20 protein-coding genes are annotated in these 20814 nt (G+C 62.3%); 14 read left to right on the top strand and 6 right to left on the bottom strand.

The window, feature by feature from the left end:
• Nucleotides 1–95 precede the first annotated feature (95 nt).
• Both HNR55_RS02590 and cowN read left to right on the top strand, forming a co-directional pair.
• Complete coding sequence (locus HNR55_RS02590) at nucleotides 96–773, top strand: Crp/Fnr family transcriptional regulator (protein ID WP_242005386.1); 678 nt, start codon at nucleotides 96–98, stop codon at nucleotides 771–773.
• A gap of 88 nt (nucleotides 774–861) precedes the next feature.
• Nucleotides 862–1137 carry a N(2)-fixation sustaining protein CowN gene (gene cowN / locus HNR55_RS02585; protein WP_166110872.1) on the top strand — a complete coding sequence of 92 codons (276 nt, stop codon included), beginning with the start codon at nucleotides 862–864 and terminating at the stop codon, nucleotides 1135–1137.
• Between the two features lie 35 nt (nucleotides 1138–1172).
• On the opposite strand, the gene hrpB is transcribed toward cowN, so the two are convergent.
• The 6 genes from hrpB to HNR55_RS02555 form a co-directional block, all read right to left on the bottom strand.
• Nucleotides 1173–3752: an ATP-dependent helicase HrpB gene (gene hrpB / locus HNR55_RS02580; RefSeq protein ID WP_166110869.1), complete on the bottom strand. Its 2580-nt coding sequence runs from the start codon at nucleotides 3750–3752 to the stop codon at nucleotides 1173–1175.
• 105 nt (nucleotides 3753–3857) lie between these two features.
• The gene (locus tag HNR55_RS02575) at nucleotides 3858–4808 is read right to left on the bottom strand and encodes a hypothetical protein (protein WP_166110866.1); all 951 of its coding nucleotides are present in this window, start codon (nucleotides 4806–4808) and stop codon (nucleotides 3858–3860) included.
• 86 nt (nucleotides 4809–4894) lie between these two features.
• A complete protein-coding gene (gene hslO, locus HNR55_RS02570) occupies nucleotides 4895–5863 on the bottom strand; it encodes an Hsp33 family molecular chaperone HslO (protein ID WP_166110863.1) in 969 nt (322 codons plus the stop codon).
• Between the two features lie 89 nt (nucleotides 5864–5952).
• Nucleotides 5953–6270, bottom strand: a complete 318-nt coding sequence (locus HNR55_RS02565) for a hypothetical protein (protein ID WP_166110860.1) — start codon at nucleotides 6268–6270, stop codon at nucleotides 5953–5955.
• 4 nt (nucleotides 6271–6274) lie between these two features.
• A complete protein-coding gene (argF, locus tag HNR55_RS02560; RefSeq protein ID WP_166110857.1) occupies nucleotides 6275–7273 on the bottom strand; it encodes an ornithine carbamoyltransferase in 999 nt (332 codons plus the stop codon).
• Nucleotides 7270–8484, bottom strand: coding sequence for an aspartate aminotransferase family protein (locus HNR55_RS02555; RefSeq protein ID WP_166110854.1), 1215 nt, complete (start codon nucleotides 8482–8484; stop codon nucleotides 7270–7272). Before HNR55_RS02555 ends, argF begins: the two co-directional genes overlap by 4 nt.
• 231 nt (nucleotides 8485–8715) lie before the next feature.
• Between HNR55_RS02555 and HNR55_RS02550 the strand changes: the two genes are divergently transcribed.
• From HNR55_RS02550 to HNR55_RS02495, 12 genes are all read left to right on the top strand, one after another.
• Complete coding sequence (locus HNR55_RS02550) at nucleotides 8716–9378, top strand: regulatory protein RecX (RefSeq protein ID WP_373318127.1); 663 nt, start codon at nucleotides 8716–8718, stop codon at nucleotides 9376–9378.
• Nucleotides 9375–9833, top strand: coding sequence for a CHAP domain-containing protein (locus tag HNR55_RS02545; RefSeq protein ID WP_166111274.1), 459 nt, complete (start codon nucleotides 9375–9377; stop codon nucleotides 9831–9833). The genes HNR55_RS02550 and HNR55_RS02545 overlap by 4 nt, the downstream gene beginning before the upstream one ends.
• 127 nt (nucleotides 9834–9960) lie before the next feature.
• A complete protein-coding gene (locus tag HNR55_RS02540; protein ID WP_166110851.1) occupies nucleotides 9961–10212 on the top strand; it encodes a twin-arginine translocase TatA/TatE family subunit in 252 nt (83 codons plus the stop codon).
• Nucleotides 10213–10239: 27 nt separating this feature from the next.
• Nucleotides 10240–10863: a methylthioribulose 1-phosphate dehydratase gene (locus HNR55_RS02535; RefSeq protein WP_166110849.1), complete on the top strand. Its 624-nt coding sequence runs from the start codon at nucleotides 10240–10242 to the stop codon at nucleotides 10861–10863.
• Nucleotides 10860–11405 (top strand): 1,2-dihydroxy-3-keto-5-methylthiopentene dioxygenase, encoded by a 546-nt coding sequence (locus HNR55_RS02530; RefSeq protein WP_166110846.1) that lies wholly within the window; start codon nucleotides 10860–10862, stop codon nucleotides 11403–11405. The genes HNR55_RS02535 and HNR55_RS02530 overlap by 4 nt, the downstream gene beginning before the upstream one ends.
• A gap of 16 nt (nucleotides 11406–11421) precedes the next feature.
• Nucleotides 11422–12132, top strand: coding sequence for an acireductone synthase (gene mtnC, locus HNR55_RS02525; protein ID WP_166110843.1), 711 nt, complete (start codon nucleotides 11422–11424; stop codon nucleotides 12130–12132).
• 7 nt (nucleotides 12133–12139) lie between these two features.
• On the top strand, nucleotides 12140–13084 hold the full coding sequence (locus tag HNR55_RS02520; protein ID WP_166110841.1) for a bifunctional riboflavin kinase/FAD synthetase: 945 nt from the start codon (nucleotides 12140–12142) through the stop codon (nucleotides 13082–13084).
• A 156-nt stretch (nucleotides 13085–13240) separates the two neighbouring features.
• Entirely contained in the window at nucleotides 13241–16159 is a 2919-nt protein-coding gene (gene ileS / locus HNR55_RS02515; protein ID WP_166110838.1) for an isoleucine--tRNA ligase, read from the top strand.
• Nucleotides 16156–16653, top strand: coding sequence for a signal peptidase II (gene lspA / locus HNR55_RS02510; RefSeq protein WP_166110835.1), 498 nt, complete (start codon nucleotides 16156–16158; stop codon nucleotides 16651–16653). Before ileS ends, lspA begins: the two co-directional genes overlap by 4 nt.
• Nucleotides 16654–16709: 56 nt before the next feature.
• Nucleotides 16710–17231 carry a DUF3035 domain-containing protein gene (locus HNR55_RS02505; RefSeq protein WP_166111271.1) on the top strand — a complete coding sequence of 174 codons (522 nt, stop codon included), beginning with the start codon at nucleotides 16710–16712 and terminating at the stop codon, nucleotides 17229–17231.
• A 15-nt stretch (nucleotides 17232–17246) separates the two neighbouring features.
• The gene (mutL, locus tag HNR55_RS02500; protein WP_242005385.1) at nucleotides 17247–19160 is read left to right on the top strand and encodes a DNA mismatch repair endonuclease MutL; all 1914 of its coding nucleotides are present in this window, start codon (nucleotides 17247–17249) and stop codon (nucleotides 19158–19160) included.
• A 116-nt stretch (nucleotides 19161–19276) separates the two neighbouring features.
• On the top strand, nucleotides 19277–20797 hold the full coding sequence (locus HNR55_RS02495; protein ID WP_166110832.1) for a complex I subunit 4 family protein: 1521 nt from the start codon (nucleotides 19277–19279) through the stop codon (nucleotides 20795–20797).
• The last annotated feature ends 17 nt before the right edge of the window (nucleotides 20798–20814 follow it).

The following is a 20814-nucleotide window of genomic DNA, read 5'->3' as shown; positions in this document are numbered from 1 at the left end:
GCAAAGGCGGGTTGAACACGCCCTTTCTCCGGTTGTGGCATGTTCATGGGAGAGTGGGCCGGGGATGTGGCATGGTCTTTGCGACATGGGTCTGAATGATGCCACCACACAGTCCTGCTCACTCCTCTATTTTGGCACTGCTGGAAACAGAAGGGTCACACCTGCCGCGCGGGGTGTTCCAGAAGATGGCGTTCGAGCGCGGGCAACTGCTCACGCACCCGGATGATGCGGATTATATTCTTATTATCAAAACCGGATGCCTGCGTGCGTTCTGGCTGGCGTTTGATCGGGAGTTGAGTCTTGCCTATCTGCGGCCGGGCGACATGTTCAGCACCCATACACGGTTGCACATGCAGGCGAGTGAACCCACCAGACTTTTTATTGCCCAACGGACCGCCGTGGAGCAGGTGCTGGCGGTCCACCCTGCATTCCAGCAGGCTCTTGTTCGTGGTCTGGCAAAAGTGCTGGGCCAGACCATGACCTTGCTGGAAGACCTTGCCTTCCATCATGCCAGAGGGCGGATTGCCCGCTATGTTGTCCGCAGCGCGGCTCAGGCCGGTATTGCATTGCAACCGGGCCAGATGGTGCCGCTTGCATTGGGTATGGAGGAAATGGCGGCGCTACTGGGTACAACCCGGCAGACTGTTTCCACCGAATTCAATGCCATGATCCGCGAGGGCGCATTTGCGCGCGAACGCCGGGGTTATCTGCGGCTGAAGGATGTCTCCCTGCTTGAAAACTGGGCCAGCGGAGATGGCATAAGGAACACCTGAAAGCGTTTTATGTCGGGCATCTGACAGACAGCGCCTGCGTGGTGTTTCACACTTCCCTTTCCGGTCTGGCAGATATGGGGGGAGAGACATGGCCGAAGAGTTTGACCGTTACGTGAGTTTCAGGAATGTGGAGTGGGAAAGCAGGACCGCCGAGGTGTTTGGCCTGCTGCAAATACATTTTGAGACAAGGAGCAGCCCGTTCTGGGATTACTTTCTCAAACAGCGCAGCATAGCCCATGCGCAGGGGCTGGACGATCTGCGGGTTTTGCATAATTTCCTGCCGACCCTGAAGGATATTCTGGAAGACCTGAAGGATGCACATACGCTGCACAAGCTCGAAGAGCTTGAGGACAGGTGCATGTAACCCTTGCTGCCTCGTGCTGTTCTGCAAATTTTGCTTCAGCTTGGGCGCGGGCGTGGTTTTGCCGGGGCAAGGGCCGGGTTTTCGGGCCAGTCGTGGCGCGGGTAGCGGCCGCGCATGTCCCTGCGCATATCCGCCCATCCGCCCTGCCAGAACCCGCCAAGGTCCGCCGTAATGGCCTGTGGCCGCCCGGCGGGGGACAGCAGAGCCAGCCGCAGGGGTACCCGCCCGCCTGCCAGGAGGGGTGTCTGCTCCGTGCCATAAAAAACCTGCGCACGGGCCGAGGCCACGGGTACGGGCTGGGTGTAATCCACCTCTGCCCGTCCACCGGGGAAGGGCAGATGGGTTGGCAGTTCCCGCTCCAGCCACTGGGACTGGGTGTATGTCAGCAGGTTGCGCAGCAGGGTGGGCACATCCAGTTCCTTCATGGCGGCAACGGAGTTGCGGCCCTCCATATAAGGGGCCAGCCAGTCCGTCACAGTCTGCGCCAGAGCGGGGGAGGAAAAATCAGGCCAGACCGGTTCTTCCTCCTGCGTGCCGCCAGCGGATTCAGGCGTGGTGTGCACACTCCGGGCCAGAGCAACACGGGCCTGCAACTGCCTGACGGTTTCTGTCCAGTTCAGGGCGTTTTCCAGGTTATCGCGTACATGGACCAGCAGAAGGGTTGCGGCTTCCTCCGGCTTGACTTTTTCGGTTCTGTCCTTGAGCACAAGGCAGCCAATGCGCGTGCGCCTGCGGGCCAGAATATTGCCAGATACGGGGTCGAGCGTGGTTTCAACCTGTTCTTGCGTACGCGCCAGCAGGGAGGGGGGCAGGTCGTTCAGGTCCAGCGGTGCTGCCAGCCGTATTTCGGCTGCGGTGCGCAGGTGCAGCCCGGCCACGGCCAGCAGGCGGTGGGGGCTTAGCCCATCATCACGCCTGAGGCGCGCATTGCTGCCATTGGCCAGCCGGTAGCTGCCCGGTTCGCCCCGGCACAGGGCAATCCGATCTGGGAACCCGGCTGCCAGCAGGGCGGCGGGGTTGCCCTGTGCAGGCAGGTGCTGGGGAACATGCAGCCGGGAGCGGAACCGCTTTGCCGCTAGCCGTATGCGGCTCAGGGCGGCGCGGTCCGCATCAGGGTGGTCTTCGCCTGCGATCAGGTCCAGCCTTAACCCGATATCGGCAGGGGGTGTTATGGGAGGCTTGCCGTGTGCTGCATGGCGTGGGCGCAGGGGGTCGCGCTCTTCAAGCAGGGCGGCAAGGTCGGCTGCCATGGCGGCCTCCTCCCCCGTGCGCGCCGCCAAAAGCATGGCGGCAAGGCGCGGGTGTGTGCCAAGCTGGGCCATGCGTTTGCCAAGCAAGGTAATATGCCCTGCCTGATCCAGCGCTCCCAGATGTTCCAGCAGCTCCCGCGCGGCGGCAACTGCGCTGCCGGGGGGCTGGTCGGGCAGGGGTAACGGCTCACTTGTTCCAACCGTATCAGCCCACAGGGCTGTGGCCAGAACATAATCTGCCAGATCAGCTTCCAGAATTTCGGGGCGGTCATGCTGGGGCATGGCGCGCTGTGTGCTGGCGCTCCACAGGCAATAGGCCGTGCCCGGTGCCTCACGCCCCGCGCGGCCTGCCCGCTGGCGTGCCGCTGCCCGGGAAATACGCAGTGTATCCAGACGGGAAAGCCCGGCCCCGGCATCAAACCGTGGCGCGCGGCGGTAACCGCAATCCACCACCACACGTACACCCGGTACGGTCAGCGATGTTTCCGCAATGGATGTGGCCAAAATAACGCGGCGCTCCCCGTTATCGGCCGGGCGCAGCACACGGGCCTGTTCTGCGGGGTGCAACTCTCCATGCAGGGGCAGGACAGTCGCACTGATGCCGTCCAGCAACTGGGCCGTGCGCCGGATTTCCCCCGTGCCGGGCAAAAAGGCCAGAATATCCCCCGTGGTTTCCGCTAGCGCCTGCCGTATGCCCGCAGCCGTGGCGGGGGCTATGTCGCGCAGGGTGGGAATGTCCGTTTTGGCATGGTGGACTTCCAGCGCGAACATGCGGCCCTCGCTGGTCAGCACGGGGGCGTTCATCAGGCTGGCCAGCCGTTCGGTTTCGGCGGTGGCGGACATGGCAACAAGCCGCAGGTCGGGCCGCAAGGTACGTTGCAGGTCCAGACAGAACGCAAGGGCGAGATCCGCCTCCAGGGAACGTTCATGCACCTCGTCCAGAATAACGCAGGCGACATCCTCCAGCATGGGGTCTCCCAGCAGGCGGCGCAGGAACAGTCCTTCGGTCAGCACCTCAATCCGGGTGCGGGCAGAAACGGCACTGTCTATGCGGGTGCGGTAGCCTACAAACCCGCCTGCCTCCTCCCCCATAAGGCTGGCAATGCGCTGGGCGGCGGCGCGGGCGGCCAGCCTGCGGGGTTCGAGCATGATAATCCGTCCGCTCTCGCCCCGCCACGCGCTGGCGGCCAGCACGGGGGGAATGGACGTGGTTTTGCCAGCCCCCGGAGGTGCCACCACAATGGCGCTGGCAGGGCGCTCGGCTGTGGGCTCTGCCGCCAGAACCGCGCGGAGCTGGGGGAGAATCTCCTTGACCGGCAGTCCGTTTGCAATGTCATCAGGGTCGGAAAAAAAGGTCTGGGGCATCGTGCCGCCTTTTATGTTGCTCTGGCGGGCTGGCTGCACGGTTGCTCACATCCCCCATGACCTCTGCGGTGCATGGGGGCAGGCCAGATGCCGGTGGAGCCGGAGTTAGCGTGTTTTTTTGCTGGCGGGCAGGGTTAGAAAACCCGCTTTAGGGGAAAGGGTTTTGGCCGGAGCCGGAGTGTCATCCACGCCTGCGGGGAAGATGACGCTGGGTTCACTCTCCTGTGGCGCTGCCTGTGTGGGCGCTGGCATGGCGGGTGCTGCCGCGCTGGATGAGGTGCCTGTGCTGGCGGCGTCCACACCCGTATTTGCAGAGGTGGCCCCTGCGGATGGCAGTTCGGTCAGGCTTCTGGTGTCAGACATTGTGCCTGCCGCAGGGGAGGGTACGGCAGGAGAGAGTGCTTCAGGGGAAGCGGCCGCAGGGGCCGTGGCATCGGGTGCGCCAGTCAGGGGCTGGGTCTGGATGGCGTTGTTCATGGGGGTGCCCCCTGCATCCACCAGCCATTTGTTCAGGGAACGCCGGATCTGGTACTCGAATTCGACATTGATGGTCTGCATCATGGCTTTTGTAATTTCGTACAGGTTGGCCGGGCTTTCCACAGTCTGCGAAGGATCGGGGTGGAGGGTCTGGGTCGCCTGTGCGGAGGCGGTGGCCACGCGCCTGCCTTCGGGGTTGAGGATGTCCAGATGAATATCCATCTGCCCGTCCAGCGTGCCGCCGGGCTGGTGCAGGATAAATGCACGGTCAATAACAAAATGGGCGGTGCTGGTAGCTGTCGCATTACCCGTTGCGATCAGCCGGTCTGCCGCCATCTGCCGTAGCGTGTGGTCGGGCGGAGAGGGGGATTTGTAACCGATATCCCCCGGCTCGGGGTTGGCTACGGAATTGTCCACCACATCCAGCGTGGCCACGTTCAGGTGAATCTGGCCCAGATACTCATAGCTCAGCGGCGCAAACCGGGTTGGCTTGGGCTGGTCCGCACACCCGGCAAGTGCTGCTGGCAGAACAAAAGCGGCAACCAGATGGGAAAGGCGCATACGGGGGAACGGCATCATGCACAACCTCTTGAACAGCCGACTGAAATAAGCCAACGCGGGCCCCGGCATGGGGCTGCGTCAACCGTGCGTTACGGGCAGGGCGCTCAGCTTGTAGCGGAGGCGATGTCCCTGCGTGGAAAATGAAAATCCTTGTTACAGAACTCACAGGTCATAACGATGGTGTCATTGTTCACGCACATGTGGTCCAGATCATCTTCAGGGAAGTGCTGGAGCACCTCCACCAGCCGTGCGCGCGAGCAGCGGCAGCCAAACGCCAGAGCGCGGGAGTGGCTGACACGCAGATCTTCTTCATGGAACAGGCGGTGCAGAAGCTGGGGGGCGGGCAGAGTGTCATCAAGCAGTTCGCCCACACTGAGCGTGGTTGCCAGAATGGTCGCTGTCTCCCATGCCGTGTCGCCACGGGTTGTGCCGTCAGGCGTGGTCAGTTCGGCTTCGGCTGTGCCTCCTTCCCCCGCAATGCGTTCAAGCACGAGCGCGCCAGAACGCCAGCCCGCATCGGTCATTTTGCACGCCAGCATGATCCAGCAGGCATGTTGCTCGCTGGTGGCAAAGTAATGGGTGGCCATGGCGGACAGGTCATCACCCGCAATTTCCACAATACCTTGATGGCGCTCCATGTCCGCCCCCTGGTCAACAGTCAGGGCAAGGTAGCCATTCCCCAGCAGTTCCCTGTCCGTGGGGGTGGGGTTCCGGGCCAGCAGGGCGTTCAGTACATCTTCATCCGGGCGGGCATAAAAGCGCAGGGCGCCATCATGCGTGCAGTCTGCCACCAGCATGGAAACCGGGCCATCGCCCTTGATCTGGAGGGAGAATGATCCCTGAAACTTAAGGGCGGAGGCCAGTGCCGCCACCAGAGCCAGCGCCTTGCCCGCAAGGGCGGTAACCTGATCGGGGTTGTCATGGCGGGTCAGCATGGCGTCGGCCAGCACGCCAAGGCGGATCAGCCGCCCACGGACCGGACGGCCTGCCAGATAGAAGGGCGTTACACCGCCCGGAACCACCAGACCGGGCACATCGGGGCGGTCACGGTCGAGAAAAGCCGGTTTTTCCATAAAAACGTTCTATCCTGCCAACATAAACATCAAGGTCCTGCCTCTCCCTGCCGCAGGGTGGGGCCTGCGGCAGGGAGCATAGGGGCGGCTCAGACCTGAGCGGAAATATCCAGTTCGAGTTTTTCAAGCTGCTGTTCAAGCGTGCGGGTCGCATCGGGAGCCAGACCCAGCGTGTCAACCAAGGCGCGCAGGAAGCCCTTGCGGCATGCGTCGTGCTCCATATCCAGATCCCCCGCGCGGCCACACCCGGCCAGACAGTCCAGATACGACGCGCGCAAAGGGGCCAGCTTGTCCGCAGCAAAGGGAAGGGTGGCCAGAATGGCGTCCAGCGCCGGTTCAACCCAGCCGGGAACGGAGGGGGTTTCTTCCGTTGTTGTGGGGGTTACGGGTTTTTCCGTATCGCACATCTGCTTATTCCTTGCCAAAGGAGGTCCAGTTCGCCCCCCCCATTGTCCATGCCAGAATGCCCTTCTGGGCGTGCAGGCGGTTTTCGGCCTCGTCAAACACAACGGAATGCGGGCCTTCAAACACATCCTGCGTCACTTCCTCCCCAATATGGGCAGGCAGGCAGTGCATGAACAGGGCGTCGGAGGCTGCCAGCGCCATCAATTTTGCATCCACGCGGTAAGGTTCAAGCCGCGCCATGCGGGAAGCCGCTTCCTCGTGCGAGTCGGACATGCTGACCCACGTATCTGTTACAATGCAGTCTGCCTTTTCCACCGCAGCGCGGGGGTCTTCCATCCATTCCACATCGCCGCCTTCCTGCCGGGCCCAGTCCAGCACGGCCTGCGGGGGCTTCATTTTGGCAGGAGTTGCTGCCCGGAGTTTGAAGCCAAAGCGCACGGCCCCTTCGATCAGGGAGACCAGAACGTTGTTGCCGTCTCCCGTCCAGGCAAACGTGCGGCCACGCACGGGGCCGCGATGTTCCTCAAAGGTCATGATGTCGGCCAGAATCTGCACAGGGTGGGAGTGCGGGGTCAGCCCGTTAATGACCGGGCTTGTGCTCCAGCGTGCCAGTTCGTGCAGGTTTGTGGTGTTGCCCGTCCGCAGCACAATGGCATCCACAAAGCGGGAGAGCACGCGGGCTGTATCGGCCAGTGTTTCCCCCCGCCCGATCTGCATGTCCTGCGGGCTGAGCACAACGGCATCCCCCCCAAGCTGGCGCATGCCCACTTCAAAGGAGACACGGGTACGGGTGGAAGGCTTGGAGAGGATCAGCCCAAGCTGCCGCCCCGCCAGAGGCTGGCGGGGGTGGAGCGGGAAGCGGCGGTTCTGCTGCATCCGCTTCATGCTGCTGGCAACGTCCAGAATCTGGCGCAGGGTTGCCCCGTCCAGATCCCTGAGGTCGAGGAAGTGGCGGAGCCCCGTCTGTACCGGCGTAATGGAGGAGGTGGAAAGAGCCGCACTCATGGGGTTGTCTCCAGAACTGTCTTGTTTTTGTTATCAGGATGGGCGCGCAGCGTTGTTACGGCCTGCACCAGCATGGCTACGGCCTTGCGGCAGTCTTCTTCCGTTACGGTCAGGGGCGGCACAAGGCGCAGGACGTTGTCTCCTGCTGTGACGCACAGGAGCCCCGCATTCTGGGCAGCAGCCTGAACATCGCCCACTGCGGGTACGCAGCGCAGGCCAATCAGCAGGCCAAGGCCACGGCGCTGTTCAAACACGTCGGGCGCATCGGCCACCAGACTGTCCAGCAGTTCGTCCAGCAGGGCGGCACGGGCACAGACCTGATCCATAAAGCCGGGGGCGAGCAGCACGTCCAGCACCGCGTTGGCGGCAGCGCAGGCCAGCGGGTTGCCGCCAAAGGTGGTGCCGTGTGTGCCTGCGGTCATGGCTTTGGCCACAGTCTCGGTCGCCAGAATGGCCCCGATGGGAAAACCCCCGCCAAGCCCCTTGGCCGTGCTCATGACATCGGGCGTAATACCGGCCCACTGGTGGGCAAACAGGCGGCCTGTACGGCCAACACCACTTTGCACCTCATCAAGGGCAAGCAGCACGCCTGTCTGGTCGCACAGGGCGCGCAGGGCACGCAGATATTCCACGCTGGCACGCTTGATGCCGCTTTCCCCCTGAATGGGCTCCAGCATAACCGCTGCGGTGCGCGGGGTAATGGCGGCCTTTACGGCTTCGAGGTCATTAAAGGGCACATGCACAAAGTCAGTGACCGGCGTGCCAAACCCTTCCAGATATTTCGGGTTGCCGGTGGCGGAGAGCATGGCCAGTGTCCGGCCATGGAATGCACCATCCATGCAGATGATCTGGGTCCGCTCGGGGTGGCCTGCCAGCATCTGGGCGCGGCGGGCCATCTTGACCATGCCTTCGTTGGCTTCCGCGCCGGAATTGCAGAAGAACACGCTATCGGCAAACGTGTTGGCCACAAGCCGTTCGGCCAGTTTTTCCGCCTGCGGAATGCGGAACAGGTTGGACACATGCATAACCCGCCCGGCCTGCTGGCTTATGGTTTCCACCAGATGTGGGTGCGCGTGACCAATGGAGCAGGTGGCAATGCCCGCCGCAAAGTCCAGGAATCGTCGCCCGTCCGATGCGTACAGCCAGGAGCCTTCGCCCCGCTCAAAGGCGAGGTCGGCACGCTTATAGGTCGGCATCAGGGGAGGAATCATGGAATCCGGTCTTTACGTTGGTGGTTATCAAACCTGAATGAGGGAATCTGGAACAGCGCAAAACAGAAAACGCCCGCTACCGTACAAGGGTGGAGCGGGCGGCCCGTTGCGCATGGCGGCATAATGCCGTGTTCATGTTGCGGGTGTCAAACTTCTGTATTGAATACTTTGCATGTCAAGTATGCAGCATGGCAATTTAAGCGCGAGCGCGTAGTGGCGCAAAGGTGCGACATGGGCATACTATCTTCCGTAATGGACAAGACCGTGCCTCCTTCCTTTACCTGCCCACCTCCGCAGCGTTCTACTCTGCGGGAGGCCGCCTTGGCGCATCTGGCCCGGTTTGGCACGACCCGGCAGGGGCTGGAGCAGGTTCTGCTGCGCCGCGTTGCCCGCTGGGCACAAAAAGCCCAGAGGGCAGGGGACTGCGCGGAGAGCGTGGCAGAACACGCCGCCGGGCTGCACTCCGTTGTGAGCGCGGTGGTGGAGGATATGGTGCGCCTTGGTGCGGTGGATGATGCGGTGTTTGCCCGCTCACGCGTGCGCAGGCTTGTGCGCTCGGGGCGTTCGGCCCGTGCGGTGCAGGCGCATCTGGCCGCAAAAGGTGTGGCGCCACAGGTGCGGGGTGAAGCGCTGGATATGGCCGTAGGCACCCTGAGTGCAGCCGAGCAGGAGCTCTGTGCCGCACTGGTGCTGTCGCGCAAGCGCAGGCTTGGCCCCTTTGCCACCGAACCCGCCACGGAAGATGAGGACGACGCCACAGGCACGGCCCGGCGGAACAGGGCGCTGGGTGTGCTCGCCCGGGCAGGTTTTGCGCGCGATGTGGCCCAGCGTGTGCTGGAAATGCAGCATGAGGAAGCGGAGGAGTGGATGGACCGCCTGAGGGCCGAGTCGTGAAGGCGGGCTGGTCATGCCTTGCCCTGCTGCCGCTGCTGGCGGCCTGCGCGGGGGGCGGCAACTGGCATGGAGCCGTGCAGTGTGCGCCCTATGCGCGGGAACATTCGGACATCAACCTGCGCGGAGATGCCGCAACATGGTGGTGGGAGGCGCGGGGGCAGTACGTGCGCGCCTCCAGCCCCAGAGCGGGGGATGTGCTTGTGTTCCGCTCCACCCGCAGGCTGCCTTCGGGTCATGTGTCGGTGGTCAGGGAGGTGCGGAGCAGCCGTCTGGTACTGGTGGACCACGCCAACTGGGAGCCGGGTGAGGTCACACGCCACGCCCCGGTACAGGACGTATCTCCCCGCAATGACTGGACACGTGTGCGCGTGTGGTGGTCCCCCACGCATGCCTATGGCAAGACGGTTTACCCAACCTACGGATTTATAGAACCGTATGCCCCCGGAAATAGCTGAACAGGGCGTTTGCGCGGGGTTAAAAAGGAAAAACTTGCATCACGGCGTGTTCGCCCTCATGTACAAGGCCAATTACGGCAAGCAGACTGGCCGCATGTGCGTGCCATCAGGTTTAAGGAAGAGTAGAATGGGCAGCTTGAGCATCTGGCACTGGCTTATTGTTCTGGTGGTCGTGCTGGTGTTGTTTGGTGGTGGCGGCAAGATCAGCACCATCATGGGGGATATGGCCAAGGGTATCAAATCCTTCAAGAAACACATGGCCGATGACGAACCGATGGATGACGCCCCCCCCCGTGCGGGCTCCGGCCATATTGCGCCCCCCCCTGCCGCTGCTGCCGAGCGCACCGCCGCCCCGGCAGACAAGGCCCCCCAGCCCTGACCAACGCCGAGGAAGGCCAGCAGTATCATGACGGATAACGCCACCACGGATTTTGTCCGCGGCGCGCAGGATATTGTGCATGCGGGACAGCGGCTGGATGCGCGCGGCTGGGTGCCCGCCACGGCAGGTAACATCAGTTGCAGGCTGCCCGATGGGCGCATAGCCATTACACGCTCTGGCTGTCACAAGGGTTTTTTAACCCGGAATGACGTGATTACCGTGGATCTGGCGGGTCAGCCCCACCAGCCGGATAACAGACCGAGCGCGGAAACGCTTCTGCACTGTCAGGTTTACCGCCTGCTGCCCGATGTGGGGGCCGTGCTGCACGGCCATTCCGTTGCCTCCACCGTTCTGTCCATGACCGAGCCTTCCCCAGCCCTTGTTGTGGAAGGGTACGAGGTTCAGAAAGTGTTTGAGGGGCAGGACACGCATGATGCGGCCGTGCGCATACCGCTTTTTGCCAATGATCAGGATATTGCCCGTCTGGCGCGTGAGGTAGAGCCGTTTTTTGCCGACATGCCCGCAGGCTACATTATCCGTGGCCATGGTGTGTATGTGTGGGGCAGGGACATGGCCGCAGCCCTTGCCCGGCTGGAAGGGTTGGAGTTCCTGCTCGCCTGTGTTCTGGAAAGAAGGAAGCTGGGGATATGAGCAGCCTGAGTGTGTTTGAGGATACCCGTCCCGGCGTGCCCCTGTTGCAGACGCACGATGCAACGGAAATTGCCACGGCCCTTGCCCCGTTTGGCATCCGCTTTGAGCGGTGGGATGCCGTGCAGCCCCCGCCCAAGGATGCGGATGAAGCCACCGTGCTGGCAACCTACCGCCCCTGGCTGGACAGGCTGATGGGGGAAACCGGGGCAGGCTCGGCCGATGTGCTGCGCGTAAACGCCCAGACCCCCAATAAGGAAGCCCTGCGCAGCAGGTTCCTGTCCGAACATACGCATAGTGAGGATGAGGTCCGGTTTTTTGTGCATGGGGGAGGTCACTTCCTCATGCATATCATGGACCGGGTGTATGACGTGGAATGCACGCAGGGAGACCTGATTTCCGTGCCGGAAGGGTATAAGCACTGGTTTGATGCAGGCCCGCAGCCCGATATGGTGACCCTGCGCATCTTTACCCATAAGGAAGGCTGGGTGGCCCAGTACACGGGGGCGGATATTGCCCTCCAGTTTCCCTCCTTTTCCAGCTAGGCAAGAGTTCAGGATCATGATTCAGAATACGGGCCTGAGCACGCCGCGCGTGGTGCTGCTGGATATTGAAGGCACCACCCTGCCTGTGGCTTTTGTGCACAAAGTCCTCTTTCCCTACGCGCGCAAACACCTGCCTGCGCTGCTTGCCCGGCACGATAACCCCGTGGTGGCGCAGGCACTGGCCCAGACGGCGGAACTGGCCCCCGGTGTGCCTGCCGCCGAACAGCTTGAACGCTGGATGGATACGGACGCCAAGGTAGCCCCCCTTAAAAGCCTGCAGGGGCTATGCTGGGAACAGGGCTACCGCGAGGGCGAACTGGTGGCTGACCTCTACCCCGATGTTGTGCCGACCCTAAAGGCATGGAAAGCGGCAGGGCTGACACTGGCCGTGTATTCCTCCGGCTCTCAGGCCGCGCAGAAGCTGATTTACGGCTACACGGAGCAGGGTGACGTCACACCCCTGTTCAGCGCGTTCTTTGATCTGGAAATGGGGGGCAAAAGGGAAAGTGCCAGCTACAGCGCCATTGTGCGCAAGGCTGGCTGGGCTCCGGCGGATGTGCTGTTCCTGTCCGATGTGGTGGCCGAGCTGGAAGCCGCCGAACAGGCCGGGTTGCAGGTCTGCCAGATTGCCCGCCCCGAGGACAGAACGGCACCCGGTGTCCGCCACCGTGTTGCAGCCTCCCTGCAGCAGGCCGCCAGCCTGTTTGGTCTGCCACAAGGAGCGTAATGGGTCGATGACAATCAGCCTGCACACCAACTGGCGGAACATTCCCGCAGAAGCCTATGGCTGCGCTGCGGCGTTGGGTAATTTTGATGGTGTGCATCTTGGGCATGCCCATCTGCTCCGGTCCGTTTTTGCTGCCCGGCCGGACCTGCCGCCTGCCGTTGTAACCTTTGAGCCGCATCCGCGTGAACTCTTCCGGCCGCAGGACCCGCCATTCCGGCTGACCCTGAGCACCGAGCGGCTGGCCGCGCTGCGCGCACTGGGTGTGCGCCATGTGTTCCAGATCGGGTTTGACAAGACCTTTTCCGAACTGGGTGCTGAACAGTTTGTGGAAGATGTGCTGCACAACGCCCTGCGCCTGCACCATGTCGGTTGCGGCCCGGACTTTGCCTTCGGGCACCGCCGGGGGGGTAATGTGGCGTTTCTGGCTGAACGGACCCACCAACTGGGCATGGGCTTTACTGCCGTGCAGGCGCTGGCTGATCAGGGCGGGCCTTTTTCCTCCACCCGTATCCGCCGCCTGTTGCAGGATGGCTATCCGGAGGAAGCCGCCAGAGAGCTTGGGCGGCTGTGGTGTATTCGCGGTGTTGTCCAGCACGGGGACAAGCGCGGCAGGTTGCTGGGCTTCCCCACCGCCAATATTCCGCTTGGCCGCCACCTTGAACCCGCGCGGGGTGTGTATGCGGTCACAATCCGCCTGCCAGATGGCAGAACACACCGTGGCGTGGCCAATATCGGCCGCCGCCCGACTATTAATGACGGGCAGGAAAGCAGGCTGGAAGCCCATCTGTTTGACTTTGAGGGCGACCTGTACGGGCAGGAACTCTCGGTTTCGCTCCATGCCCTGCTGCGTGAGGAAAAACGCTTTGACGGGCTGGATGCCCTTAAAGCCCAGATTGCGCAGGATGCTGCGCAGGCCCGGCTGGTGCTGGATACGCAACCCACCCCAAGTTAGGCCCACTGGCATGGTCGGGGGCCATGTTGGGCGTGCAGCCCGGTTTGGCGCTTGACCATGCGCTTTTCCTTTTTGATAAGACAGTAACGCCCAAGGTGGCGTGGGGGCCAAAAGCCCGCACGGCATGAACCCGAACCGAAGTGACCTCAGCCTCCCATGACCTCATCGAGCAGCGAACCCGACAAGACAACCCTGGCCGACCAGTATCGCAATACGGTGTTTCTGCCACGGACCTCTTTTCCCATGCGTGGCAACCTGCCCCAGCAGGAGCCTCAATGGCTTGAAAAATGGCGCGAAAGCGGGCTGGATGAACGGCTGAAGCAGCAGGCGGAAGGCCGCCCGGTCTTTACCCTGCATGATGGTCCGCCCTACGCCAACGGGCACCTGCACATTGGTCATGCGCTCAACAAGATCAACAAGGATGTCATCAACCGCGCCCACCGCATGGCGGGCTACGCGGTGCGTTACGTGCCGGGCTGGGACTGCCACGGCCTGCCGATTGAGTGGAAGGTTGAGGAAGGGTACCGCAAAGCCAAGCGGGACAAGGATTCCGTGCCTGTGCTGGAGTTCCGTGCCGAATGCCGCAACTATGCAGGCAACTGGCTGAATATCCAGATGGAGGAGTTCCAGCGTCTGGGTGTGCAGGCCGAATGGCGCAACCGTTATGCCACCATGGATTTTTCCTCCGAGGCGGCCATTGTGGAGGAAATCGGGCGTTTTCTGCTGAACGGCAAGCTGTACCGTGGCCTGCGCCCGGTCATGTGGAGCCCGGTGGAAAAAACCGCGCTGGCTGAAGCCGAAATCGAATATCACGACCACACGTCCACCACCATTCTGGTCGCGTTCCCCGTGGTCAGGGACCCCACGCCCGCCCATGCGCTGGCGGATGTGTCCGTGGTTATCTGGACTACAACGCCGTGGACCATTCCGGGCAACCGCGCTCTGGCTTACGGGCCGGAGATCACATACGTGGTCCTGCGTGTGGACGAAACGGGCGAGGGCGCTCTGTTGGAACCCGGTGCCCGCGTGCTGGTGGCCGAAGCCCTTGTGGAGTCCTTCTGCACCGAAGCGCATGTGACGGCGCACCACATTCTCTACACCCTGCCCGGCAGTGCGCTGGCGGGTGCGGTATGTGCTCATCCGCTGCGTGGCGCAGGGTATGATTTTGACGTGCCCATGCTGGCCGGTGAATTTGTAACCACCGATGCCGGGACCGGCCTCGTCCATCAGGCCCCCGCACATGGTGAGGACGACTTCATGCTCTGCCGCGCCAATGGCGTGGATGTGCCTGAAACCGTGCAGGATGATGGCACATACGCACCATGGGTGCCCGGTTTTGCCGGTGTGCATGTGTTCAAGGCGGCAGATGTGGTCTGCTCCACGCTGGCAAGCGTGATGGAGCGGGCCAACGCGGCGGGCACGCCTCCCGCAGGGCTGGTCGGGCGCGGGCAGATCGTACATTCCTACCCCCATTCGTGGCGTTCACGCGCACCCATTATCTATCGGGCTACGCCGCAATGGTTCATCCGCATGGACGGGGAAAACGCGCTGCGTGAAAACGCCCTCAAAGCGCTGGAAAACGTAACCTTTGTGCCCGCACAGGCCCGCAACCGCCTGACCTCCATGATCCGTACCCGCCCGGACTGGTGCATCAGCCGCCAGCGCGCATGGGGCGTGCCCATTGCCGTGTTCGTGGAAAAACGCACAGGCGAGGTGCTGCGCGACCCGGCCGTTATGCAGCGCGTGGTAGATGCCTTCCGCTCCGATGGGGCAGATGCCTGGTACACCTCCGAGCCTGCCCGTTTTCTGGGTGAAGGCCGCAACCCCGATGATTACGAACAGGTGTTCGACATCGTGGATGTCTGGTTTGAAAGTGGCTCGACCCACGCCTTTGTGCTGGGGCGTCCGGGGCTGAGCTTTCCCGCAGACCTGTATCTGGAAGGGTCGGACCAGCATCGTGGCTGGTTCCAGTCCTCCCTGCTCGAAAGTGTGGGCACGCGCGGTGTCTCACCCTACAAGGCGCTGGTGACCAACGGCTTTGTTCTGGACGAGCAGGGCCGCAAGATGTCCAAGTCCCTCGGCAACGTGATCGCCCCGCAGGACGTGAATGACAGCATGGGCGCTGACGTGCTGCGCCTGTGGGTCATGAACTCCGACACCAATGACGACCTGCGTATTGGCAAGGAAATCCTTAAGCAGCAGGGCGAGCTGTACCGCCGCCTGCGCAACACGCTGCGCTGGCTGCTGGGTGGGCTGGACGGGTTTACGGATGCGGAGGTGCTGCCCTATGCCGAACTGCCAGAGCTGGAACGCTGGGTTCTGCACCGCCTGAGCGAACTGGGCGGGCTGGTGGCCCGTGCGGTGGAAACACATGAGTGGGTTGGTGTTTACCCCGCCCTGCATGGTTTTTGCACAACGGACCTGTCGGCTTTCTACTTCGATATCCGCAAGGACGCGCTGTACTGCGATGCACCGTCCTCCCCCACGCGCCGTGCGGTACGTACGGTGCTGGATGTGCTGCACCGCTGCCTGAGCACGTGGCTGGCCCCCGTGCTGGTCTTTACGGCGGAAGAAGCATGGACCGCCCGCTTTGGTGATCAGGCCAGTGTGCACGAGCAGGCCTTCCCCGACCTGCCGGTGGAATGGACCGACACGGCACTGGAGGAACGCTGGGCGCGTATTCGCTCCGTGCGCCGGATTATTACAACCGAGATCGAAGGAGCACGCCGTGCGGGCACCATTGGCTCTTCGTTGCAGGCGCAGGTTGAACTGACTTTTTCGGAAGAGGAAGCCAGCATTTTTGCCGGTGTCAACTGGAGCGAACTGGCCATTGTCTCCCACGTGGAGGTGGTGATCGACCCCACATCTTCCTCCGTTTATGTGGACGGGGATGAAGGGGGAACCCTGCATGGTGCGCCCGTGGTCCGGGTGGCGGAGGGCGAAAAATGCGCCCGCTGCTGGAAGGTCCTGCCAGAAACCGGGTCGAATCCGGCATATGCTGGTGTGTGCCCACGCTGTGCGGATGTTGTGGCCCAGAGCGGCTTTGTCTGCACATCCGTGCAGGAGGGTGCATGAAAAAGCCGTTCATGCTCCGACCCGCAGGAATTGGCCTGCTTGTGCTGATGCTGGTTCTCTCTGCGGACCAGCTGAGCAAGTTCTGGATTTTATATGGGCTGGACCTGCCCGCCCGTGGTTCTGTCAGGGTATTGCCGTTCCTTAACTTTACCATGGTCTGGAACCACGCCGTAACATTTGGCATGTTTGGCGGGCTGGGTGGGGCCGGGCGGATTGTGTTTTCCGTGGTGGCAATGGTAGTAGCGTGTTGCCTGCTGGTGTGGATGGCCAGAACCTCCAGCTGGGTGACAGCAGCCTGTGTGGGTGCGGTAACCGGGGGCGCCATAGGTAACGTGATTGACCGTGTGCGTTATGGGGCCGTGGTGGATTTTTTGCATGCCCATGCATTCGGTTGGTCTTGGTATGTGTTCAATGTGGCTGACTCCGCTATAGTGTGCGCAGTATGCGTATTGCTGTTGCAGAATTTTCTGTCTGACCGACAGCAGACATCTTAGGCATTAGGCAGCCCGCGCCAGAGCGCGCGGTTTTCAGGATAAGTGGAAGGCAGATGATAGTGCGCCGTGTTTCGACCCTGATTTCTCCTGTGCTGCTGGTAGGCGGCTGCATGATGCTGACCGGCTGCTCCGGGCATGAGGCCGCTCAGGCCTTTGGTCTGGAACGCAGCATGCCAGATGAATATACGGTGACAACCCGCTCACCGCTGTCCATGCCCCCTTCGGAGGAGCTGGTTAAGCCCAGCAAAGGGGATGAACGCGCACGAGATGAGAGCGAACGCCTTCAGGCGCTCGAAACCCTCTCCCCCGATGTGGCTCTGCGCGGCACCAACGGGGACACCAGCGAAGGCCAGACCATTCTGGTCAACGAAGCCACCGCCGCGGCGGACGAACCCGATCAGGGCGAACTCGGTGCCGCAGGCACAGGCTTTGTGGAACAGCTGATGTTCTGGAAAGGTGGCAAGGCCGGAGGTGTGGTGAATGCGGATGAAGAAAACCGCAGGCTCAAAACCAACGCAGCCCTTGGCCTGCCCCCCACCAAGGGCGTTACGCCCACCCAACACCCCAAGAACAAGTAAGGCACGGGTCTGACCATGTCAGACCAGCCAGAACAGGCTGCCATGCTGGGGACTGTGCCTGATCGCCCGCATGTGCGGCGGTTGCCCGAAGTTATTGTCAACCGCATTGCCGCGGGCGAGGTGATTGAACGCCCCGCCGCTGCCGTTAAAGAACTGATAGAAAATGCCATAGACGCCGGAGCACGGCGGCTGGACATCTCGCTCGATGGGGGCGGGGTGGAGCGCATGATTGTGACGGATGACGGGGTTGGCATGTCCCCCGATGATCTGTCTCTTGCAGTCGAGCGGCACTGTACCTCCAAGCTGGGGGACGAAACGCTGGTGCATATCAACACCCTTGGTTTTCGGGGGGAGGCGCTGCCATCCATCGGGGCTGCGGCGCGGTTGAGCATTACCTCCCGCCCAAGGGGGGAAAGTGGCGCATGGCGTATTCGGGTCGAGGGGGGTAAAACCTACCCGCCGGAACCTGTTGCCGGGGCTTTCGGCACCAGCGTTGTGGTTGAAGACCTGTTTTTTGCCACGCCCGCCCGTCGCAAATTTCTAAAAAGTGCCCGTGTGGAAGGTCGCCATGTGGAAAGCGTGGTGCGCCGTCTGGCTCTGGCCGTACCCCAGACCGCCTTCCGCTTTGTGCTGGATGGGCGTGAAGTGCTGGACCTGCCCGCTCAGGATATGGCCGCCCGCGCAGCCGCCCTGCTGGATGCCAGCGAGGCCGATGGGTTTTTGACCATAGATGGCGCGCGTGAGGGCATGACCCTGAGCGGCTTTATCTGCCCGCCATCGGTGCATCGGTCCACGGCCAACGGGCAGTTCATGCTGGTTAATGGCCGTCCTGTGGTGGACCCGGTGCTTAAAACCGCCGTGCGTGTGGCTTACCGCCGGGTGATAGAGCCCGGCCGCCACCCGGTTGTGGCGCTTATGCTCACTGTTCCGCCTGAACAGGTGGATGTAAACGTACACCCCGCCAAAACCGAACTGCGCTTCGCGGACGAAGCCGCCGTGCGCTCACTGGTTATTGGCACGCTCCAGCGCGCGCTGGAACACGGGGCAGGGGTTGCGGGTGTGCGCCCGGTTCTGTCCTCCGCGCCACGAGCAAGCCGGATATGGTATCCGCCAGAACAGGGGCAGGCGGCCGTGCAGCCCGCTCCCGCTTACCCCGCCGCAGCGCAGGGCTCTGGCATGGCCGAACCACGCCTGATGTTTGGGGATGCTCCATCGGCCCGTACCCTGCCTACGGTATTTGCGACAGGCCAGACCGAGCCATGGCCGGAGGTCGCACAGGCTGGCCCGGCGACGGAAACAGCAGGTGGGGCGGGTGCGCTCCCTCCGCTGGACCACCCCTTGGGGGCGGCTGTCGCGCAGGTGCTGGATACGTATATTCTGGCTGTTGCGGCGGATGGGTCCCTGGTGCTGGTTGACCAGCATGCCGCCCATGAACGGCTGACGCATGAGCGCCTGCGCGAGCAGTATCTAAGCGGGCATGTGCAGGCCCAGCGCCTGCTTGTGCCCGATGTGGTGGAACTGCCCCGCGTACAGCAGGACCTGCTGCTGGCCCGCCAGCCCATGCTGGAAAGACTCGGGGTGGAAATAGAAGAGTTTGGTGGTGGCTCCATTCTGGTGCGCGCATTGCCCGCCATGCTGGGCAAAAGTGATGCTGTCAGCCTGCTGCGTGATCTGGCCGATGAACTGGAAGCCGATGACACAGGTGCCCCTGATGAAATGGCGTCCCTTGATGGCAAGCTGGATGCGGTGATTGCGCGCATGGCCTGCCACGGCAGTATCCGGGCGGGCAGGCGGCTTGCACCGGAGGAAATGAATGCCCTGCTACGGCAGATGGAGGCCACCCCCCGGGCAGGAACGTGCTCGCACGGGCGGCCAACATGGCTCAAACTCAGCCGCAATGATCTCGAAAAATTGTTTGGTCGCCGTTAGCCATCCCCTGTTCGGGAATGGCTGATCGGCGGAACGTGAACAGCCCCATGCTGGCCTCATGCGCTAAAAAGGCGCAGTCTTAAAAAAGTGTCATTAAACCCGGATGGTGTTAAGCCGTGCAGCCAATCCTGCTTTCGCTGATAACCTATCTTCCCCTTGCAGGCGCGGTTGCGGCCTTTCTTTGCCCCGGTCAGGGACCGGAGCGGGACCGCACGGCGCGCTGGCTGGGGTTGTGGACTACGCTCCTCACGTTTGGGCTGAGCGTGCTGATGTGGGTCGATTTTGACCCCGGCCAGCCCGGCCTGCAATTTGAAACCCGGCTAGGCTGGCTGAGCGATTATGGTATTTCCTACCATACCGGGGTGGATGGGATCAGTCTGGTCTTTATCCTGCTCACCGCCTTTCTCACGCCACTGGCGCTTGGGGCAGGCTGGCGGAGCGTGCAGACGCAGGGGCGCGACTTTGTTGCCGCCATGCTGCTGCTGGAAACAGCTCTGTTTGGCCTGTTTTCCGCGCAGGACCTTGTGCTGTTCTATGTTTTTTACGAGGCAACGCTTATTCCGGGCTGCCTGATGATTGGCATTTGGGGCGGGGCCAAGCGGGTCTGGGCATCGCTTCAGTTCTTCCTGTTTACCTTTGGTGGCTCGCTGTTCATGCTGATCGGGCTGATCACCATGTGGCTGCATGCGGGGACTACGGATATCCCGGCCCTTATGCATGCCGGTTTTTCGCACTCCCTTCAGGGCTGGCTGCTTCTGGCTTTTCTGCTGGCTTTTGGCGTCAAACTCCCTCTTTTCCCGCTTCATGCCTGGCTGCCTGACGCCTATACGGAAGCCCCCACACCGGCATCAGCCATGCTCTCTGGCGTGTTGTCCAAAACAGGGGCTTACGGGCTGCTACGCTTTGGGGTGCTGATGTTCCCCGACGCCGTGCGCCAGTTTGCACCCTATGTGCTTGCCCTTGGTGTGGTGGCCATTCTGTACGCAGCGTTTGTGGCTTTCGCCCAGACGGACATGAAGCGGCTTATCGCCTACTCCTCCTTCTCCCATATGGGCATGATCGCGGTTGGCCTGTTTACCCTGACGGCAGAGGGGATAGATGGCGCCATCTTCCAGATGCTCTCGCACGGTGTGGTGATTGCTGCCCTGTTCTTTTGTGTGGCGGCAGTGGCATGGCGGGCGGAAACGCGGGATATTGACGCTCTGGGCGGTGTTGCCCGGCAGATGCCTGTGCTGGCCCTGCTGGCCATGCTGTTCACCATGGCCAATGTGGGCCTGCCCGGTACCGGAGCCTTTGTAGGGGAACTGCTGGTGCTTATGGGGGCTGTTCACGTTTCCATCTGGGTGGCGCTGCTGGCGGGTGGCACCATGATTATGGGGGCGGTTTACATGCTCTCGCTGTATCGCCGGGTTCTGTTTGGCAGCGTGCGTGGCACGGTTGGCCTGCTGCGTGACCTGACAGTGGGTGAACTCGCCGTACTGGTGCCGCTGGCGGTGGTCACGTTGTGGATGGGGGTCCACCCTGGCACATTTACCCGGATTTTTGACCCGATGATCATGCAGGCCGTGCACGCAAACGCGGTTAACGTGGCGTCCTCCACCCTCCATGACCCGGTTTTGCATCTGGCCAGCCGGTAACGGCAGGCCACAGCATG

The organism is Acetobacter lovaniensis, from assembly GCF_014207635.1.
GTDB classification, from domain to species: domain Bacteria; phylum Pseudomonadota; class Alphaproteobacteria; order Acetobacterales; family Acetobacteraceae; genus Acetobacter; species Acetobacter lovaniensis.
Note: the sequence above shows the minus strand (reverse complement) of the source record. Positions and strands in the feature narration are given on the sequence as shown.

Bases quoted from the DNA above. Each gene is read 5' to 3' on its own strand.
- HNR55_RS02550 (WP_373318127.1), top strand. From the start codon at position 8,716: ATGGGCATACTATCTTCCGTAATGGACAAGACCGTGCCTCCTTCCTTT.
- hslO (WP_166110863.1), bottom strand. From the start codon at position 5,863: ATGGAAAAACCGGCTTTTCTCGACCGTGACCGCCCCGATGTGCCCGGT.
- cowN (WP_166110872.1), top strand. From the start codon at position 862: ATGGCCGAAGAGTTTGACCGTTACGTGAGTTTCAGGAATGTGGAGTGG.
- mutL (WP_242005385.1), top strand. From the start codon at position 17,247: ATGTCAGACCAGCCAGAACAGGCTGCCATGCTGGGGACTGTGCCTGAT.
- hrpB (WP_166110869.1), bottom strand. From the start codon at position 3,752: ATGCCCCAGACCTTTTTTTCCGACCCTGATGACATTGCAAACGGACTG.
- HNR55_RS02575 (WP_166110866.1), bottom strand. From the start codon at position 4,808: ATGATGCCGTTCCCCCGTATGCGCCTTTCCCATCTGGTTGCCGCTTTT.
- HNR55_RS02565 (WP_166110860.1), bottom strand. From the start codon at position 6,270: ATGTGCGATACGGAAAAACCCGTAACCCCCACAACAACGGAAGAAACC.
- lspA (WP_166110835.1), top strand. From the start codon at position 16,156: ATGAAAAAGCCGTTCATGCTCCGACCCGCAGGAATTGGCCTGCTTGTG.
- HNR55_RS02535 (WP_166110849.1), top strand. From the start codon at position 10,240: ATGACGGATAACGCCACCACGGATTTTGTCCGCGGCGCGCAGGATATT.
- mtnC (WP_166110843.1), top strand. From the start codon at position 11,422: ATGATTCAGAATACGGGCCTGAGCACGCCGCGCGTGGTGCTGCTGGAT.
- HNR55_RS02530 (WP_166110846.1), top strand. From the start codon at position 10,860: ATGAGCAGCCTGAGTGTGTTTGAGGATACCCGTCCCGGCGTGCCCCTG.
- argF (WP_166110857.1), bottom strand. From the start codon at position 7,273: ATGAGTGCGGCTCTTTCCACCTCCTCCATTACGCCGGTACAGACGGGG.
- HNR55_RS02540 (WP_166110851.1), top strand. From the start codon at position 9,961: ATGGGCAGCTTGAGCATCTGGCACTGGCTTATTGTTCTGGTGGTCGTG.
- ileS (WP_166110838.1), top strand. From the start codon at position 13,241: ATGACCTCATCGAGCAGCGAACCCGACAAGACAACCCTGGCCGACCAG.
- HNR55_RS02555 (WP_166110854.1), bottom strand. From the start codon at position 8,484: ATGATTCCTCCCCTGATGCCGACCTATAAGCGTGCCGACCTCGCCTTT.
- HNR55_RS02520 (WP_166110841.1), top strand. From the start codon at position 12,140: ATGACAATCAGCCTGCACACCAACTGGCGGAACATTCCCGCAGAAGCC.
- HNR55_RS02590 (WP_242005386.1), top strand. From the start codon at position 96: ATGATGCCACCACACAGTCCTGCTCACTCCTCTATTTTGGCACTGCTG.